Genomic DNA, 17,687 nt, shown 5'->3' on the forward strand with positions numbered 1-17,687 from the left:
GGACGTCGCTTCGCAACCAAGCACAGCTGATTTTTCAGCTGTGTTTTTTTATATTCTTTTCTATAGCATTTATATAAAATTAACGAGACTCATTCATTGATTAGCCTTCAGAAAAACAGGGTAAACTAAAGTAACTAAAAAATGGGGTGAAGTTAATGAATAACAATTATGATGCAAATGAAGTTGAAAAAGTAAGAGAGCTCATTAAAGATGTAGAAACAGCTATGCTGACAACAATTTCACAAGACGGATTAGTATCTCGTCCGATGAAGACTCAAGAAGTTGAGTTTGATGGGGATTTATGGTTCTTCACGAAAAAGGAAACCGAAAAGTATGATGAAATTAAAAAAGAAGCAGACGTAAATGTATCTTATGCTGGTAAATACTATGTCTCTGTACGAGGTAAAGCCACAATCGTAGATGATGTAAACAAGAAAAAGGAATTATGGAGTGCAGCTTATGAAAAGCTTTTAAATACGAGCTATGACGATCCTAATTTGATTTTAATCAAAGTGGAGGCAGAGTCAGCAGAGTATTGGGAAACAGGCAATATGATGAAAAGCATGGTTCATCTTTATAAGAAGATGAGAGGTAATGATGATGACACCAACAAAATGAATAATACGATTGAGCTCGATTAATATTTAAAAACTATCTTCAATTTTTTAATTGAAGATAGTTTTTTATATAGCATGAAAATGTGGCAGTTTGAACATTTCAGGAGATTTAGGTAAACTAGGAGTAATGAGAATGTGAGAGGACGAGTCTTATGACGATGGAAATCATGGTTGCTTCTTTAGAAGAGACCACAGAGTTGGCTATGAAATTGGCCGATTTATTAGAATCAGGTGATGTACTCACTTTAGAGGGAGATTTAGGTGCAGGGAAAACAACCTTTACGCAAGGTATCGCCAAGGGTTTAGGCATTACGCGAACAGTTAACAGCCCTACATTTACGATTATGAAACAATATGAAGGTAGATTACCTCTTAATCATCTTGACGTATATCGGCTTGCGGACGGCGAAGAAGATTTAGGATATGATGAATTATTCTATGGTGATGCCGTTTCGATCATTGAATGGGCTCATCTAATAGAATCAGATTTACCTGCTGATCGTTTAGCCATTGAGATTAAGCGGATTGACGATAATAAAAGAAAGTTTATATTAATACCTTTTGGGAAACGGTATGAACTATTGTGCGAGGAGTTAAAAAAGTGATTTGGTTAGGAATAGATACAGCAAATTCACCCTTGGCAGTAGCTATTGTGAAGGATGGAAAAATTGTAGCGGCAGAAACTAGAAATATGAAAGTAAATCATTCAGCTAGTGTTATGCCGGCTATTGAAGATATTATCAAAAAAGCAGGCCTTTCACCAAGTGATATAGATGCGATTGCGGTTAGCCAAGGGCCCGGCTCTTATACGGGGGTCAGGATTGGCGTAACCGTAGCTAAAACATTAGCATGGACGCTTCAAATTCCGTTGGCTGGTGTATCCAGCTTAAAAGTATTAGCCGCAAATGCTGGTATATATCAAGGCCTTGTGTGCTCGGTCATTGATGCAAGGCGTGAAAATGTGTATGGCGGTGTATATAATTCCGCTCATCAATTAGAATCGGTTATTGATGATGGTCATTATAGCATGGCTTCTCTTTTAGAGAAATTAAAAGAAATAGGTCAACCTGTCCTTTTTGTCGGGCAAGATGTAGATGTTTTCTGGCAACAGATTAAACAACAATTAGGAGAGCTTGCTACGCGAGCTCCATATACGTTTGATTTACCTAGTGCAGGACAGCTCATTTACCTAGCGGAGCAGGTAGAATTGCCGGCAGTGGAAGACACACATAATTTTGTGCCAACTTATTGCCGATTGGTAGAAGCAGAAGCCAATTGGTTGAAAGAACAGAAGGAACAAAAACGATGATTACTTATAGAGAGATGACAGTTGAAGATGTAGAAGCAGTCCATGCGATAGAGGAAGCCTCTTTTCCTACACCGTGGACAGTAGAGGCTTTTTATCAAGAAATGACTCGTAATACACAAGCCACATATATTGTTGCTGTAGAAGAGACAGGGCAGCTTATAGGCTTTTGTGGTATGTGGATTGTACTTGATGAAAGCCAAATTACAAATGTTGCGGTCCTTCCGGAAGGTCGAGGCAGAGGTATTGGAGAAGGACTTATGCGTGAAGCGATAATGACAGCGAAAGAAAGAGGCGTTGTCATCATGAGCCTTGAAGTGAGGGTTTCCAATACGGTTGCTCAAAACTTGTACCGAAAACTTGGGTTTCAAGCAGGCGGTATAAGAAAAGGGTACTATACTGATAATCAAGAGGATGCTCTTGTGATGTGGGTGAATTTATAATGGAAAATATATATATATTAGGAATTGAAAGCAGCTGTGACGAAACAGCCGCATCTGTAGTGAAGAATGGAACTGAGATTGTCTCAAATGTGGTAGCATCGCAAATTGAAAGCCACAAACGCTTTGGAGGCGTCGTGCCAGAAATCGCTTCTAGGCATCACGTCGAACAAATTACTGTCGTTATTGAAGAAGCGTTAAAGCAGGCGAATATACAACCTGCTGATTTAAATGCTGTCTGTGTGACAGAAGGTCCTGGCTTAGTAGGCGCTTTATTAATTGGCATCAATGCGGCAAAAGCATTTTCCTTTGCACATGGTTTACCCCTTATTGGCGTACATCATATTGCAGGTCATATTTATGCCAATGCACTAGTACAGCCTATGGAATTTCCACTATTAGCTCTAGTCGTTTCCGGAGGCCATACTGAATTGGTGTTGATGAAGGAAGACGGCAATTTTGAATTAATTGGTGAGACGCGTGATGACGCAGCAGGCGAAGCTTATGATAAAGTGGCAAGGGTATTGAACATTCCGTATCCAGGCGGTCCGCAGATTGATCGATTGGCACATGAAAGCGATGGTGAAGTTGATTTTCCACGCGTATGGCTTGAGCCAGATTCATATGACTTTAGCTTTAGTGGGTTAAAATCTGCTGTTATTAATTATAAACATAACGCAGACCAACGAGGAGAGGCTATTAATCCAATGCATGTGGCAAAAGGGTTCCAAGATAGTGTAGTGGAAGTATTAACAGCCAAAACCTTAAGAGCTGCTCGGCAATACAATGTGAAACAAGTGATAGCAGCTGGTGGTGTATCAGCCAATAAAGGCTTAAGAGATGCACTAACTGCAACCTTTAACAAAGAGGGTATACCTTTTTATGTGCCACCGTTAAAGTTATGCACAGATAACGCTGCTATGATAGCAGCTGCAGGGACTTCTATGTTTAAAGCGGGTAAAAGAAGCGATTTAGCGTTAAATGGCCGACCTGGATTAGAGTTGTTGTCATGGAATAAGTAAAGTTATACACAGAAAAGGACTTTCATGTAAAAGTGAAAGTCCTTTTTGTAATAAAAAGTGTGAAAATTCTAAAATAATCCACAAATTGTGGACAGTTTGTGGATTAAATGTGTAATAACTAGATATAGTAGCAGTTTATACACATTTTTATGTGTATAACTAGAGTAAAATCTGTGGATAATGTGGAAAACTATTTTGAACCATTGAAAAATAAGGATTGCTTATGTGAATAAATTTGTGGAAAAACATAGATGGAAAATTAGCTATTGACCAATATATAGACAATATATGTGTTGTTACGACAAAAGGAGCTATCAAATGATCAATCATTCGACAGCTCCTTTTTATAACTAATAGTTATTCACAGCATCTCAAGGTCTTCATTTAATTCAAGCCATTCTAATTCGAATACTTCATGCTGCTCTTTCAAATCATCTAATTGAGTTTGCAATTCCAGTACTTTTTCATGGTTCTGGAAGATTTCAGGGTCACAAAGCATCTTCTCAATGTCTTCTATTTGCTGGTTTAGCGTACTTAGCTGTTGTTCAATCTCTTCTATACGCCTGGTTATTTTTCGAATCTTTTTCTTCGCTTCTTTATCAATTTGCGTTGTTTTTTGTTTTTGATCGACTATTTCGATTGGCTTTTGTATTGCAGCCTGTTTTTCGGCAGCTATTTCTTCAAGCTCATGCTTCTTTTCAACGTAATAGTCGTAGTCGCCAAGATATTCAGTTGTCCCATCATGCGAAAGTTCAACTACTTTAGTAGAGATACGATTGATAAAATAACGGTCATGCGAAACAAAAAGCAATGTGCCAGGGTAATCCACCAATGCATTTTCCAATACCTCTTTGCTGTCCAAATCAAGGTGGTTAGTCGGTTCATCAAGAATGAGGAAGTTTGCCTTTTGGAGAATTAATTTTGCCAAAGCAAGCCTTGCCTTTTCGCCACCTGATAAATCACGAACAATTTTATCTACATCTTCACCTGAGAAGAGGAAGCGTCCTAAAACTGTCCGAATGTCCTTTTCATTCATTAAAGGCCATTCATCCCATAGTTCTTTTAATATCGATTTATTGCTATCTAGCTTTGCGAGTTCCTGATCATAGTAGCCGATCTGAACATTTGTGCCGAAATGGATTGTTCCAGAAAGCGGTGATTCATCTTTTATAAGTGTCTTTAATAATGTCGATTTTCCCACACCATTCGGGCCGACTAAAGAGATCCGATCTGTACGATAAACATGCAGCTGGATATTTTGAGAGACAGGAATTCCTTCGTAGCCTATTGTTAAGTCATTCACCTGCAACACATCATTGCCGCTTTGGCGTTCAATCTCAAATGAGAAAGTAGCGGATTTTTCATCTCCTTCTGGAGAATCCATCCACTCTGTTTTTTCAAGTATCTTGCGCCTGCTTTGTGCGAGCTTTGTTGTAGAGGCTCGTACAATATTTTTTTGTATAAAGTCTTCTAGCTTTGCCTTTTCGCCTTGTTGCTTTTCATACAGCTTGCGGTCACGTTCATAGTTTTTTGCCTTTTGATCCAGGTAATTACTGTAGTTTCCAGTAAATTTGTTGACATGGTGGCGTGATACTTCATAAACGATCGAAACGATTTGATCGAGGAAATAACGGTCATGGGATACAATTAAAATCGCTCCATCATAACTCTTTAAGAAGGTTTCGAGCCAGTTTAGTGTCTCGATATCTAAATGGTTGGTTGGCTCGTCCAAAATCAACAGATCGGGCTTGCTTAATAATAGTTTTGCAAGGGCGAGACGTGTACGCTGCCCTCCAGATAGCTCAGATATTTTTTGATCATAGCTGTCAGGATAGAACTGCATGCCGTGCAGAATAGAACGTGTATCAGCTTCATATTGATAGCCGCCTCTTTCTTTGAAATCATGCTGCAATTGATCATATTCTGTCATGACCTTTGCATATTGATCAGGATTTTCATAGACCGCAGGATCAGCCATATTCAGTTCTAGTGTACGAATGGTTTGTTCCAGCTTTTTCAACGGTTCAAAAATCGTCATCATTTCTTCCCAAATAGATAGGGTCGATTCTAATCCGGCATGTTGGTCTAAATAGCCAAGCCGAATATCCTTTGGTTTAATGATTTCGCCAGAATCATATGAAAGTTTGCCTGCGATAATTTTTAAAAGGGTGGATTTTCCCGCGCCATTTCTTCCAACGAGGGCAACGCGGTCACGATGCTGCACTTCTAATTTAACTCCGCTTAAAATTTCATCACCCATATAAGATTTATATAATTGATTGACCTGTAAAACGATCATATATTTACACCTCAGTTCACTCCTAGTTTATAGGAAGTCGAAAGGGTATGCAACGAGGATTACTTTGCAAAAAAGCTAATTATCATGTACTATTGAAGGGATTTTGATTTGCTAGCAGGAGGAAAAAGCGTGAAGTCCACAAGTAAAATTCCACAAGCTACAACCAAAAGACTGCCTCTCTATTACCGCTTTATCTTAAAGTTTGCAGAGGATGGGCAAGAAAGAATCTCTTCCAAAGAATTAAGTGAAGCGATGAACATTGACTCTGCAACAATTCGCCGTGATTTTTCCTATTTTGGAGCACTCGGCAAAAAAGGGTACGGCTATGAAGTCCAATATTTATTAACGGTCTTTCGCGGTGTATTAGATCAGGATGAACGTATGAACGTAGCCATTATAGGAGTAGGGAATCTTGGCAGTGCTTTGTTAAAATATAATTTTCAAAAGAACCATAATATGAAAATTGTTGCAGCATTTGATACAAGCGGAACAAAAGAAGGTAAGTATATCAATGATATTCCTGTTTTTCCGCCAGAATTATTAGAAGAAAAATTTTTAGAATACAAAGCGGAGTTGCCTGTTTTAACGATACCCGCCCGTTCTGCACAGCAAATGGCCGATAGGCTTGTCGCGATGGGGGTAAAAGGCATCTTAAATTTCGCTCCTGTCACATTGCATGTTCCTGATGATGTACGTGTACATACAATCGATTTGACAGTAGAACTACAGACATTAAGCTATTTCATGCGTAATGACGAAAGATAGATTAACTTCTATACAAATAGATAAAAGTGGCGCACAAGTTATTTACTTGTGCGCCACTTTTTTTGTTGAAAGGTGGCTTCCAAACCTTAAATGAAATGTATATCGAGATAAATGATTGCATATGGTTATAACGTTAGTCATTTATAAGATAGGTTAGGTGATTATATGGATAAGTACTCGCAAAATAAAAAATCAGTTAAAAAAGATGCGAAGCAAGAACAATTAGATCAATATCGTAAAAGTAATGCAGGAAAACCGTTAACAACCCAGGAAGGGCGAAAAATTTCTAATGACTCGGAAACATTAAAAGCAGGGGTCCGTGGTCCTTCTCTTCACGAGGACTATTGGTTCCTTGAAAAAATGTCGCATTTTGTACATGAAGAGATTCCTGAACGAATCGTGCATGCTAGGGGCTATGGAGCCTATGGGGAGTTTGAATGTTATCAATCGATGGAGCACGTGACTGAGGCGTGCCTTTTCCAAGAACCCGGAAAAAAGACGCCTTTAGCTGTTCGTTTTTCTACTGTCCAAGGCCCGAAAGGTTCATATGATACGGCACGAGACTTGCGTTGCCTAGGCGTTAAGTTTTATACAGAACAGGGCAATTATGATTTGACTACCATTGCGATGCCTGTATTGATTAACCAAGATCCGATGAAATTCCCTGATGCCATGCATGCATATCAAAGTAAGCAGAGTGACGACATCCCAACAGCTACAGGTGCACATGACCGCTTTTGGGATTATGTAGCGAATAATCCAGAAGCACTTCACATGGTAACATGGATTATGTCTGACCGCGGCATCATAGAGAATTACCGAGTAATGGAGTCTTGGTCTATTAATACTTATTTATTCGTCAACAAAAAAGGCGTAGCAACGTTTGTCAGGTTTGTTTGGAAGCCGGTTCTAGGCGTACACTCTCTTCTACAAGATGAAGCTATGAAAATTGGCGGTATTGATCCAGATTTCCATAGAAAAGATTTACGTGAAGCTATTGATAAGGGAGCGTTTCCTGAGTATGAACTAGGTGTACAATTAATCGCGATGGAGGATGAGTTCAAGTTTGACTTTGATATATTGGATCCCGCAAAATTTTGGCCTGAAGAGCTTGTACCAGTTCAACTTATCGGTAAGATGACCCTCAACCGTAATATTGACAACTATTTTTCAGAAAGTGAGCAAATCGCGTTTAACCCCGCAAACGTAGTGCCGGGCATTGGCTTTTCAAATGATCCTGTTTTACAAGGTAGATTAATAGCCTATAGAGATGCACAGCAATATCGCCTTGGCAGTGCCAACTATCTCGAATTACCTGTAAATAAACCGCTCTGTCCTTTCCATAATAATCAGCGCAGAGGTACCATGAGAATGAGAATTGATGAAAACGAAGTAAACTATCATAATAACTCGTTAATGGGCAACACACCTCATACATCGTCACCGGAAGAAGGAGGCTATGTTCATTATCCGACAAAAGTGGAAGGTCATGTTATTCGGGGAAGAAGTGAGTCATTCAATGATTACTTCTCACAAGTGCGAATCTTTTGGAACAGCTTGACGCCTATCGAAAAGCAACACACTATTGAGGCATTTAGCTTTCAGCTAGGAAAAGTAAAAAGTGAATCTGTTCGAGAGCAAAATGTCGATTTAATCGTAAATGTAGACAGAGAGTTAGCTTGCATCATTGCGGATAATATCGGTGTAAGGCAGCCAAGTGGTACCAATGTGCCCGTTGATACCGTCTATCCTTCCCTCAGTCAGGCTAATACACCGAAATATCCTTACACGCAAAAGGTAGGCGTTCTCATTGGCGATGGGTTTAATGGTCAAGAGGTGATGCAAGTTCTTAACTTCTTAGAGAGCAATGGGGTCTTCATTGATATTATAAGCGAAAGACTTGGAAATGTGACCGGAACAGATGGAACGCAAATCAAAGTCAACCAAACCTTCATTACAGGAAGCCCGTATTTGGTTGATGCTCTTTATGTAGTCGGGGGAACTTCGAAATATCCAGCGAAGTTTATGCAAGATGTTTCTGACTTCGTACACAATGCGTATAAGCATTATAAACCTATCGGCGTAGGCACAAGCGGACAGTCATTCATCCAACAATCGCAAAATAATAATTTAGAGGGCGTAGTGTTTGCAGCTAATAATCCAAACTTTAATCAAGATTTCTTGAATGCAATTACGCAACAACGTTTCTGGAGCAGAACGTAAGTAAGAAGAGCAAATAGCATATGTTTCACTTAATTACTGGCTAGCTATTTAGCCAGTTTTTTTATTATGTATGCAAAGAAGACTCTTTTTAGCAAATATATTCAATCGAAGTAGAGTAGGGAAATTGTAGGTAAATATTTCACAATAAAATCATGAATAGAATAGCCAAAAGCCTATTTTTACGTTAAAATAGGAGCAAGTATATGAGGAGGTGTCTGTAATGGGAATTAGTGCTGGAACTGCAGTAATTTTAGGAGTCGTTGCCATACTAATTTTCGGACCGAAGAAACTACCAGAGCTTGGTAAAGCAATGGGTTCTACTCTCCGTGAATTTAAGCATGCTACAAAAGGTTTAGCTGATGATGATGAGCCGAATAAAGTATCTGAAACAAAAAAGATTGAAGATAAATAAGTTAGGATGTTTAGTAAATGAATAACACAGAACTAACTATTGTCGAACATATAGAAGAATTAAGAAAACGGCTGATGATTGTTGCCGTTTTCTTTGTGGTTGCAGTGATTGGTAGTTTCTTTCTAGCACAGCCACTGATCCACTTTTTGCAATTTAGTAATGAAGCAAAGACCTTGCAGTTGCATTCATTTAAAGTGACGGATCCCGTCAATATTTATTTCCAGGTCATTTTTGTACTGTCGATTGTTATGACATCGCCTGTTATTTTATATCAACTATGGGCCTTTATCACGCCTGGATTGTTTCCAAAAGAGCGTAAAGCGACATTACGGTATATCCCATACATTGTTTTCCTATTTGTGCTCGGAGTTATGTTTTCATACAAGGTTTTATTCCCTTATATGATTCATTTCATGACAGAGATGTCTGCGGAAATGGATATTCAACAAACGATCGGCATTAATGAGTACTTCCAATTTTTACTCCAGCTGACGCTGCCTTTCGGTATTGTATTTGAGTTACCTATGGTCGTGTTATTTTTAACGCGGCTTGGTATTATCACGCCTCAAATGCTCAGCAAGTTCAGGAAGTATGCCTATTTCATCTTGTTGGTCGTTGCAGATATCATTACGCCAACAGATGTTCTGTCGCTTTTTATCGTATCTATTCCTCTATGTATTTTGTACGAGATTAGTATTATGATTTCTCGAGTAGGTTATCGAAAGTATATTAGAGCAGAGCAGCAAAGACAAATAGAAATGCAACAACAATAGTAGAATGAACTGTAATCAAACGAAACTATTTGATTGCAGTTTTTTTATGAAAATGAAACAAAACCCTTCTTATAAAAGAAGGGTTTTGTGTATAGTTGGAGAAATAGAGAGTATAGCTTACTGATGCTGTTCTAAAAACTTCACGATGGGTTCCTGATAGAGCTGAATAGCGGTCACAAATCCATTTAGCATCATATGGGCAATGATAGACGTAATAATACGCCTTGTACGATAATAAAGAAAAGCGAATATAAAACCAGAAATGGCATAGATAATAATGTGGCTAAAGTCAAAGTGGATGACAGCAAATACAAGCGAGCTGATCAACGCAGCAATAAAGAAGTTCGTCGTTTGAACAAGTGAGCCAAATATAACTCGCCGAAAAACAAACTCTTCTAGGATAGGACCGATAATAGCTAGCGCCAAAATAGCAATAGGTGCCGCATCTGCTATCGTTGTAAGGTTTGCTGTGTTTTCAGAAGCCTGAGTAATGCCTAAGCTGTGTTCGATGATCCCACCGATCCACTGGCCAACAAATACAAGGAAGAATCCAATAACCCCCCAAAGAATAGATGTAGGGATAGATTCGGGTTTTTGTTTGAAAATTTTCCAGAAGTTTCGATTAAAGGCTATCACAATAAGAGATAATAGAAGAGCTACTGCAAAACTTATGACGATATACCACCCATTAATAGTGAGGACCAATTCTTCTTTCCCCATAGTTGGATATCTTTTTTTCATGAACAGTGCAAACGGTCGCATGAAAACGACAGAAGAGAGCTGCATAGCAAGGTAAATCAATAAAATATATAACGCGGTTTTGTGTGATTTCAAACTCAATTTCCTTTCTGTTTTCTGCCTGTTTTCTTTATTGTAAATTAACTGAGAATAAAAACAAAATTTTTAATGCTTACCGCTTGCAAATGAAATGGGAATTCATTAATATAATAATTGTGTTAGCACTCAATAGTGAGGAGTGCTAATAAGCTAAGTATATACACATAATTCTAGGAGGTTGTTTCAATTGTTAAAACCATTAGGCGATCGTATTATTATCGAAGTTGTCGAAGTTGAAGAAAAAACTGCATTCGGCATCGTACTCCCAGACTCTGCAAAAGAGAAACCTCAAGAAGGAAAAGTTGTTGCAGTTGGTACTGGATTCTTAACAGATGGTGGTCAAGTGGTTCCACTTAACGTAAAGAGTGGGGACAACATTATTTTCTCTAAATACTCTGGCACAGAAGTAAAATACGAAGGCAAAGACTATTTAATTCTTCGCGAATCAGATGTTTTAGCAATCGTTGAATAAGAATAATAAACGTAAATGAAAAATAGATAAAATTTCAGGAGGTAATTTTTAATGGCTAAAGATATTCGTTTCAGTGAAGACGCACGCAGCGCTATGTTAAAAGGTGTAGATAAACTTGCAAACGCAGTAAAAGTAACATTAGGACCTAAAGGGCGCAATGTCGTGCTTGAAAAGAAATTTGGTTCACCATTAATCACAAATGACGGTGTAACAATCGCTAAAGAAATCGAATTAGAAGATCCATATGAAAACATGGGTGCAAAATTGGTTTCAGAAGTAGCTTCAAAAACAAACGAAATCGCTGGTGACGGTACGACTACTGCTACAGTTTTAGCTCAAGCAATGATTCGTGAGGGCTTGAAAAACGTAACAGCTGGCGCAAACCCAGTCGGCATCCGCAAAGGGATCGACAAAGCGGTAGCTACTGCTATTACTGAATTACAATCAATTTCTCAACCAGTTGAAAATAAAGAAGCTATTGCACAAGTAGCAGCTATTTCTTCAGCTGATGATGAAGTGGGCGAATTAATCGCAGAAGCAATGGAACGCGTAGGTAACGACGGCGTTATCACAATCGAAGAATCTAAAGGTTTCACAACAGAATTAGATGTTGTAGAAGGTATGCAATTTGACCGTGGCTACCTATCACACTATATGGTAACAGATACTGATAAAATGGAAGCAGTATTAGACAATCCATACATCTTAATCACAGACAAAAAAATCTCAAGCATTCAAGATGTGCTACCAGTTTTAGAACAAGTAGTTCAACAAAGCAAACCATTACTAATCATTGCTGAAGATGTTGAAGGTGAAGCTCTAACTACTTTAATCTTGAACAAACTTCGCGGTACATTCAATGTAGTGGCTGTGAAAGCTCCTGGCTTCGGTGACCGCCGTAAAGCAATGCTAGAAGATATCGCTATCTTAACTGGCGGACAAGTAATTACAGAAGATATCGGTTTAGACCTAAAACAAGCTTCAATCGAAATGCTTGGCCATGCTGGCAAAGTAGTTGTAACAAAAGATCACTCTACAATCGTAGAAGGTTCAGGTTCAACTGACGCAATCGAAGCTCGCGTAGGTCAAATTCGTGCTCAATACGAAGAATCTACTTCTGAATTCGATAAAGAAAAACTACAAGAACGCCTTGCTAAACTTGCTGGCGGCGTAGCTGTCATCAAAGTTGGTGCAGCAACTGAAACAGAATTGAAAGAACGCAAACTTCGCATTGAAGATGCTCTTAACTCTACTCGTGCAGCAGTAGAAGAAGGTATCGTTGCAGGTGGTGGTGTAGCACTAGTAAGTGTCTACAACAAAGTAGCTGAAATCGGCCAAGCAGAAGCAGGCGACGTGGCAACAGGCGTGAAAATCGTATTGCGTGCTCTTGAAGAACCAGTACGTCAAATCGCTGACAATGCAGGCCTTGAAGGTTCTATTATCGTGGACCGCTTAAAACGTGAAGAAGTGGGCACTGGCTTCAACGCTGCAAACGGCGAATGGGTAAACATGATCGATGCAGGTATTGTAGACCCAACTAAAGTTACACGTTCTGCACTACAAAATGCAGCATCTGTGGCAGCTCTATTCTTAACAACAGAAGCAGTAGTAGCTGACATTCCAGAACCAGCTGGAGCAGCACCTGCAATGCCTGATATGGGCGGCATGGGCGGCATGATGTAATAAAGCCGTCAATCCCTTGATATATAAGGGTTTGTATGTAAGGTGAAAGTGATTTGCTAACATTTTGCTAACATAGAGGATAATTTAGAGGCTTCTCATGAGTTGTGAAAACTTTTGGGAGGCTTCTTTTTTCATTTCTTTTGTAACATGGAGATAGACATTCTTGGTGATTTGATCATCTGAATGGCCAAGTCTATCCATAATTTGTTCGAGTGCTACACCAGCTTCTGCAAGAAGTGATGTATGGGTGTGTCGTAAAGTTAATAGAGGATTTTTTTACAAAAGGGTTTGTTTAGTTCAAGAGTAAACTAACGGAACATTTTCAATGCTTCAGTGGGGATAAGTTAATAAAACCCTCTCATAACTAAGATTGTTTGAGAGGGTTTTATTTAAAGTTGTAGATTTAGGGGTGTAAGTATAATGGGAAATATAAGATTTCAAGTACTAAAAGCATATCGAATAAAATTTGCATCTCCCTAGCTTCAGCTTTTTACTCGTGAATACCAAACAACTATAGGAATAAGTAATAATGATAAAACGGCTCCGGAAATTGAAAGTATTGTATAACTAGAATGCGCGACAACCATTCCTGACAATGCTCCACCAGCTGCTCCTGATAGTGCTACAAAGACATCGAATGTACCTTGTGTTTTTGCACGTACAGATTGATGTGTTGAATCTATAATTAGAGCAGTTCCCGTTAGCAAACCAAAGTTCCAACCTACACCTAGTAATACTAGTGCAAGGATTAGCATTAATAACGAGTTTGCAGGTGCAAAAGCTGCCACCAATCCAGCTGCAAGGAGTGTAGCCCCTGAAGCAATAGCCATAGTAGTGCGACCAAACTTATCTACTAATAAACCAGTCAATGGGGAAGGCAAATACATCGCTGCAATATGGAACCCTATTACTAATCCCACTTCGCTCAAACCGTGACCGTAATGTCCCATATGAACTGGTGTCATTGTCATAATAGCTGTCATGATTAGTTGAGCTAAAATCATAATTACAGCACCTATTACAATTCCTTTTTTGTTTATAGTAGGATTTTTTAGGCTTCCTCCAGACGGTACTTTATCGTCTTTTTTCTCAGTATTCGCAATCGCTGTAGCCACCAACAACGGATCTGGACGAAGAAAAATGAAGAGTATTAAACCAGCAATTATAAAAGCTGCTCCTGACATGATAAACGGACCAGCTAAAGTAGGAACACCAATTGAATCTGCAAACTTTCCCATCGTATTAACTAAGTTAGGGCCTACTACAGCTCCTAAAGTAGTAGAAACTAAGGCCATACTTGCAGCAGTTGCTCGTTGTTTCTCATTTGCAAGGTCTGTCCCTGCATACCGAGCTTGAAGATTAGAAGCCATACCTGCTCCATAAATAAGGAGGCCAGCAAATAAAAGGGCAATGCTGTTGATTGCAGCTGCAATTATAACACATATAGCACCTAATCCACCTATAAGGAAACCACCTGCAAGTCCAGCTCTACGACCAAAACGTTGTGAGGATGCTCCTATAAGTAGGGCAGCTAAGGCAGATCCAAAAGTAAAAAGGGCAACAGGAATTCCGGCTGCATTTTCTGAACCTAACATTTCTTGTGCAAGAAGCGCCCCTACTGTTATCCCAGCACCAAGTCCTGCTCCCCCAAAAATTTGAGAAAGAATCAAGGTTTTTAGTGTTTTTTTATACAGTTGGTTTTGTTTTTCAGGAAAATCAATATATTCTTGTAACCATAGAGGTTGATGTGTTGATGTATTTTCAAGTTTTTTTGCCACGAACTCTACCTCCTAAACGAAATAGCTTTATCACTCTTCGAATTTATTTGTCATCCTTTATGCATGTTATTTCATATATTCGAAATACTAATATTTGAAGAAGGTCACAATTAATTGGTAGATAATTATGACCTTCTTATTTTTAATTCTTAAATATCAGTCAGCAAGACAATATTGTCGGTATTAATATTAAAATGAGTATGATTCACCATCTTCTGGTACTAAAATGTTACTTGAAAATTCTTTTTCTTTACTAAAGTTTTTTAATTCTTCTCTAGATAGTGTCCAATGGTTAACTGCTTCCATATGAACAGAAATAACCTTAGCATTAGGAGCCGCCTTGTGTACTTCATAGACGTCTTCTTTTCCCATAATAAGAGAACCATATTCTATAAATTGATTATCTCCGCCATTGACGATAATAATATCTGGTATATGGGTATCTAATTCTTCCTGTACACCTTTATACCAGACTGTGTCGCCAGCTACATATAAAACTTTTACACTTCGGTGTTTGAACACAACTCCACAAACTTCACCTATTATTTTTTATAGCTCTTCGCCTCTACCATGTACACCTTTTGTTTTTACTAATTGTATACCTTCAAAAATAGTGTCTTGTTGTAGTACCTCTACATTTTTGAAACCACTTGCTTTTACTTCTTCTGCATCTGCCTCATTTTGAACAAACATTTTGATTTCTTTTGGCAATACGTTTTTTGCTACTTCATCAAAGTGATCTAGGTGTAGATGAGTAACAATTACTGCATCAAGTCCATCCAGAATGTTATCAATTGATGTTGGCAAGCTCACCAAAGGATTGAATGTATCTTGTCTGATTGTATCAGGGAAGGTAGAGTACGTACCTTTCTCTGCTAACATAGGATCTATTAAAAACTTTTTATTTGCATATTCTACAACAATTGTTGCATTTCGAATTTGTGTAATATTCATATTTACAACTCCCTTTCTTTGTTTTGTCTTGTTTGACCTAATAAAGTGTATAATATGAGCAACATTCAAATACATAGACAAAATAAAGTGTTTTAACTCTTTGACTTTATTTTCGAAAGGAGTTAACTTTCAATTGGATCAAACAGATAAAAAAATAATAGAAGAATTAAGTAGCAATAGCCGAATTACAATGAAAGAATTGGGAGAGAGAGTACACTTAACAGCGCCGGCAGCTGCAGCTAGAGTACAGAAAATAGAAGAGAATGGAGTTATTGAGGGATATAGTATTAAAGCAAATCAAGCAAAATTAGGGTGCTTTATGTTTACCTTTATTAATATATATATAGAAGGAACACACCACCTTCCATATCTCTCATTTATCCAAAAACAGGAGAAATATATCATCAATAATTATAAAATCAGTGGAGATAGCTGTTACCTTTTGGAGTGCAGGTTTCCAAGTAATGAAGCGTTAAATCAATTTTTATTAGAGTTAAACAAGTATGCAAATTATAAATTATCTATTGTTATTAATAAATAATGCATTAATAAACATGTGGGGATTGTGAATGAACGCATTTTGACTATGGAAACCTGAGATAGCTGTAGCATTTCTTTTTCTTATTCCAAATTTTGTTTCTGAAGAATTGGATTTGCTAACTGAGATATTTGTTATTCAGTTAAAAGAAAGAGGGATTAAATATTCATTATTAGTTAATATGAAAACTGTATAACAATTATTTAAATTAATGTTCTATTCAATCCTTAATTAATTTGTTAAATAAGAACCGCTAACATTTTGCTAACGGAATCAAATAAAAACAATAAATTTCCGTTAAAGATATTACAATCAACATTTTTACAAACGTTGATATATCGCTCTTTTCACACACATTATTAATGTTAATGCACATTTTTACGAGCGGCATGATGTAACTTCCACAGGATGTGGTGGCTTAGGCTTTGCGACTGAAGTCGCAGTTTTAGCCTAAGTTCCTATGTATGAACCCTTGATATGATTGGGTTTGTATGTAAGGTGAAAGTGAACTGCTAATATAGAATATTTAATTGAGGCTTCTCATTAGTTATGAAAACTTTTGGGAAGCTTCTTTTTTCATTTCTTTTGTTACGTGGAGGAAGCCGTTTTTCTTAATTTGATCATCTGAATGTCCAAGCAAGCCTATCCATATTTTGTTCGAGTGCTGCACCAGCCTCTGCAAGAAGTGATATATGGGTGTGTCGTAAAGAGTGTGGGGGTAGTTTAAAATTCATGAATAAGTGTTATAGCAAAATTGGATATTTATGTTAGAGTGTAAATGAGGATTGAAGAATTGCTTTTAACGCGATGGGTTAGTGGAACAAGGAAGGGGGGCGCTTCTATAATATGCAAATGCTTTTTAGCAAATGATAAAAAAATTTTAGAAATGAGAGTGAATGATGAACACATTAATTCAAGAAATCATAAGTTGGATTCATAATTCGGATAAGAAGTTGGTAATTGGGATTTCTGGTCATGGTGCTGCTGGAAAGACGACTTTTGCGCATATGTTAATGGAAGAGTTAAAGTGCGATGTTAACTATCTTAATACGGATCCATACATAGTGAGTTCAGCAATTCGAAAATATGCAATGATTGATTATATACATAAAGAAACATTACATCATTTTAAAATGACAGCGTGCCATCCCGCAGCACATCATGTATCTTCCTTAGAAAGAGATCTATTGATGCTTAAAGAAGATATGAATTTACGTACGATAGATACACATTATCTTAAAAGTGAAATACTCTCTTCACAAAAGAAAGTAAACATTGTAGAAGGGATGAGTGTTGCTTTTGCTAATCCTGAACTATTTGATTTACTAATTTATTTTTATACAGATAGTGATACGGAACTTGAGAGACGGTTCGGTCGAGATATAGAGCAAAGAGGAACGGATATCGAATATTTAAAGCAGTCTCACAATGAGCGACGCATTCAGTATGAAGTGTTTATGCATCCATACAGTAAAAATTACGACATTATTGTTAAAGCTGCCATGGAAACAATTTATATAGAGAAAAATATGTTGGATACTAAGTTAATTTAGTTTTGGAGGATTGGT

At 37.8% G+C, this 17,687-nt stretch carries 16 protein-coding genes and 3 pseudogenes; 13 read left to right on the top strand and 6 right to left on the bottom strand.

The features are described from left to right. The first annotated feature begins 155 nt into the window (after positions 1-155). From RST01_RS14255 to tsaD, 5 genes are all read left to right on the top strand, one after another. Complete coding sequence (locus tag RST01_RS14255; RefSeq protein ID WP_147197817.1) at positions 156-641, top strand: pyridoxamine 5'-phosphate oxidase family protein; 486 nt, start codon at positions 156-158, stop codon at positions 639-641. A gap of 128 nt (positions 642-769) precedes the next feature. After that, positions 770-1,222: a tRNA (adenosine(37)-N6)-threonylcarbamoyltransferase complex ATPase subunit type 1 TsaE gene (gene tsaE, locus RST01_RS14260; protein WP_147197819.1), complete on the top strand. Its 453-nt coding sequence runs from the start codon at positions 770-772 to the stop codon at positions 1,220-1,222. Next, entirely contained in the window at positions 1,219-1,926 is a 708-nt protein-coding gene (gene tsaB, locus RST01_RS14265) for a tRNA (adenosine(37)-N6)-threonylcarbamoyltransferase complex dimerization subunit type 1 TsaB (protein WP_147197821.1), read from the top strand. Before tsaE ends, tsaB begins: the two co-directional genes overlap by 4 nt. Beyond that, the gene (rimI, locus tag RST01_RS14270; RefSeq protein ID WP_147197823.1) at positions 1,923-2,366 is read left to right on the top strand and encodes a ribosomal protein S18-alanine N-acetyltransferase; all 444 of its coding nucleotides are present in this window, start codon (positions 1,923-1,925) and stop codon (positions 2,364-2,366) included. Before tsaB ends, rimI begins: the two co-directional genes overlap by 4 nt. Next, positions 2,366-3,385, top strand: coding sequence for a tRNA (adenosine(37)-N6)-threonylcarbamoyltransferase complex transferase subunit TsaD (tsaD, locus tag RST01_RS14275; RefSeq protein ID WP_147197825.1), 1,020 nt, complete (start codon positions 2,366-2,368; stop codon positions 3,383-3,385). The genes rimI and tsaD overlap by 1 nt, the downstream gene beginning before the upstream one ends. A gap of 361 nt (positions 3,386-3,746) precedes the next feature. Here tsaD and RST01_RS14280 read toward each other — a convergent pair whose 3' ends face one another. Continuing rightward, complete coding sequence (locus RST01_RS14280) at positions 3,747-5,684, bottom strand: ABC transporter ATP-binding protein (protein ID WP_147197827.1); 1,938 nt, start codon at positions 5,682-5,684, stop codon at positions 3,747-3,749. A gap of 129 nt (positions 5,685-5,813) precedes the next feature. On the opposite strand from RST01_RS14280, the gene RST01_RS14285 reads away from it, so the two are divergent. The 4 genes from RST01_RS14285 (at position 5,814) to tatC (ending at position 9,857) form a co-directional block, all read left to right on the top strand. Then, complete coding sequence (locus RST01_RS14285) at positions 5,814-6,449, top strand: redox-sensing transcriptional repressor Rex (RefSeq protein WP_147197830.1); 636 nt, start codon at positions 5,814-5,816, stop codon at positions 6,447-6,449. Positions 6,450-6,614: 165 nt separating this feature from the next. Beyond that, the gene (locus RST01_RS14290) at positions 6,615-8,672 is read left to right on the top strand and encodes a catalase (protein ID WP_147197832.1); all 2,058 of its coding nucleotides are present in this window, start codon (positions 6,615-6,617) and stop codon (positions 8,670-8,672) included. Between the two features lie 220 nt (positions 8,673-8,892). Next, entirely contained in the window at positions 8,893-9,084 is a 192-nt protein-coding gene (locus RST01_RS14295; RefSeq protein WP_066790243.1) for a twin-arginine translocase TatA/TatE family subunit, read from the top strand. Positions 9,085-9,101: 17 nt separating this feature from the next. Then, positions 9,102-9,857 carry a twin-arginine translocase subunit TatC gene (tatC, locus tag RST01_RS14300; RefSeq protein ID WP_147197834.1) on the top strand — a complete coding sequence of 252 codons (756 nt, stop codon included), beginning with the start codon at positions 9,102-9,104 and terminating at the stop codon, positions 9,855-9,857. A 117-nt stretch (positions 9,858-9,974) separates the two neighbouring features. Here tatC and RST01_RS14305 read toward each other — a convergent pair whose 3' ends face one another. Further along, positions 9,975-10,691, bottom strand: coding sequence for a CPBP family intramembrane glutamic endopeptidase (locus RST01_RS14305; RefSeq protein WP_244946732.1), 717 nt, complete (start codon positions 10,689-10,691; stop codon positions 9,975-9,977). 190 nt (positions 10,692-10,881) lie between these two features. Here RST01_RS14305 and groES point away from each other — a divergent pair, with 190 nt between their 5' ends. Beyond that, positions 10,882-11,166, top strand: coding sequence for a co-chaperone GroES (gene groES / locus RST01_RS14310; protein WP_066790234.1), 285 nt, complete (start codon positions 10,882-10,884; stop codon positions 11,164-11,166). A gap of 51 nt (positions 11,167-11,217) precedes the next feature. Then, positions 11,218-12,849 carry a chaperonin GroEL gene (groL, locus tag RST01_RS14315; protein WP_066790231.1) on the top strand — a complete coding sequence of 544 codons (1,632 nt, stop codon included), beginning with the start codon at positions 11,218-11,220 and terminating at the stop codon, positions 12,847-12,849. Between the two features lie 84 nt (positions 12,850-12,933). Here groL and RST01_RS14320 read toward each other — a convergent pair. The 3 genes and pseudogenes from RST01_RS14320 to RST01_RS14330 all read right to left on the bottom strand — a co-directional run. Further along, positions 12,934-13,122 (bottom strand): annotated as a pseudogene (locus tag RST01_RS14320) (tyrosine-type recombinase/integrase); the annotation flags it as partial. A gap of 209 nt (positions 13,123-13,331) precedes the next feature. After that, positions 13,332-14,627 carry an MFS transporter gene (locus tag RST01_RS14325; protein WP_147197836.1) on the bottom strand — a complete coding sequence of 432 codons (1,296 nt, stop codon included), beginning with the start codon at positions 14,625-14,627 and terminating at the stop codon, positions 13,332-13,334. A 189-nt stretch (positions 14,628-14,816) separates the two neighbouring features. Beyond that, positions 14,817-15,581: pseudogene (locus RST01_RS14330) on the bottom strand (MBL fold metallo-hydrolase). Between the two features lie 133 nt (positions 15,582-15,714). Between RST01_RS14330 and RST01_RS14335 the strand changes: the two are divergent. Then, entirely contained in the window at positions 15,715-16,122 is a 408-nt protein-coding gene (locus tag RST01_RS14335) for an Lrp/AsnC family transcriptional regulator (RefSeq protein ID WP_147197838.1), read from the top strand. Positions 16,123-16,666: 544 nt separating this feature from the next. Here the strand turns inward: RST01_RS14335 and RST01_RS16365 are convergent. Beyond that, a pseudogene (locus RST01_RS16365) lies at positions 16,667-16,853 on the bottom strand (site-specific integrase); the annotation flags it as partial. 165 nt (positions 16,854-17,018) lie between these two features. Between RST01_RS16365 and RST01_RS14345 the strand changes: the two are divergent. Next, on the top strand, positions 17,019-17,672 hold the full coding sequence (locus RST01_RS14345) for a uridine kinase family protein (protein WP_147197935.1): 654 nt from the start codon (positions 17,019-17,021) through the stop codon (positions 17,670-17,672). Positions 17,673-17,687 lie beyond the last annotated feature (15 nt).

It is taken from the genome of Rummeliibacillus stabekisii (genome assembly GCF_007988965.1).
Lineage (GTDB): Bacteria > Bacillota > Bacilli > Bacillales_A > Planococcaceae > Rummeliibacillus > Rummeliibacillus stabekisii.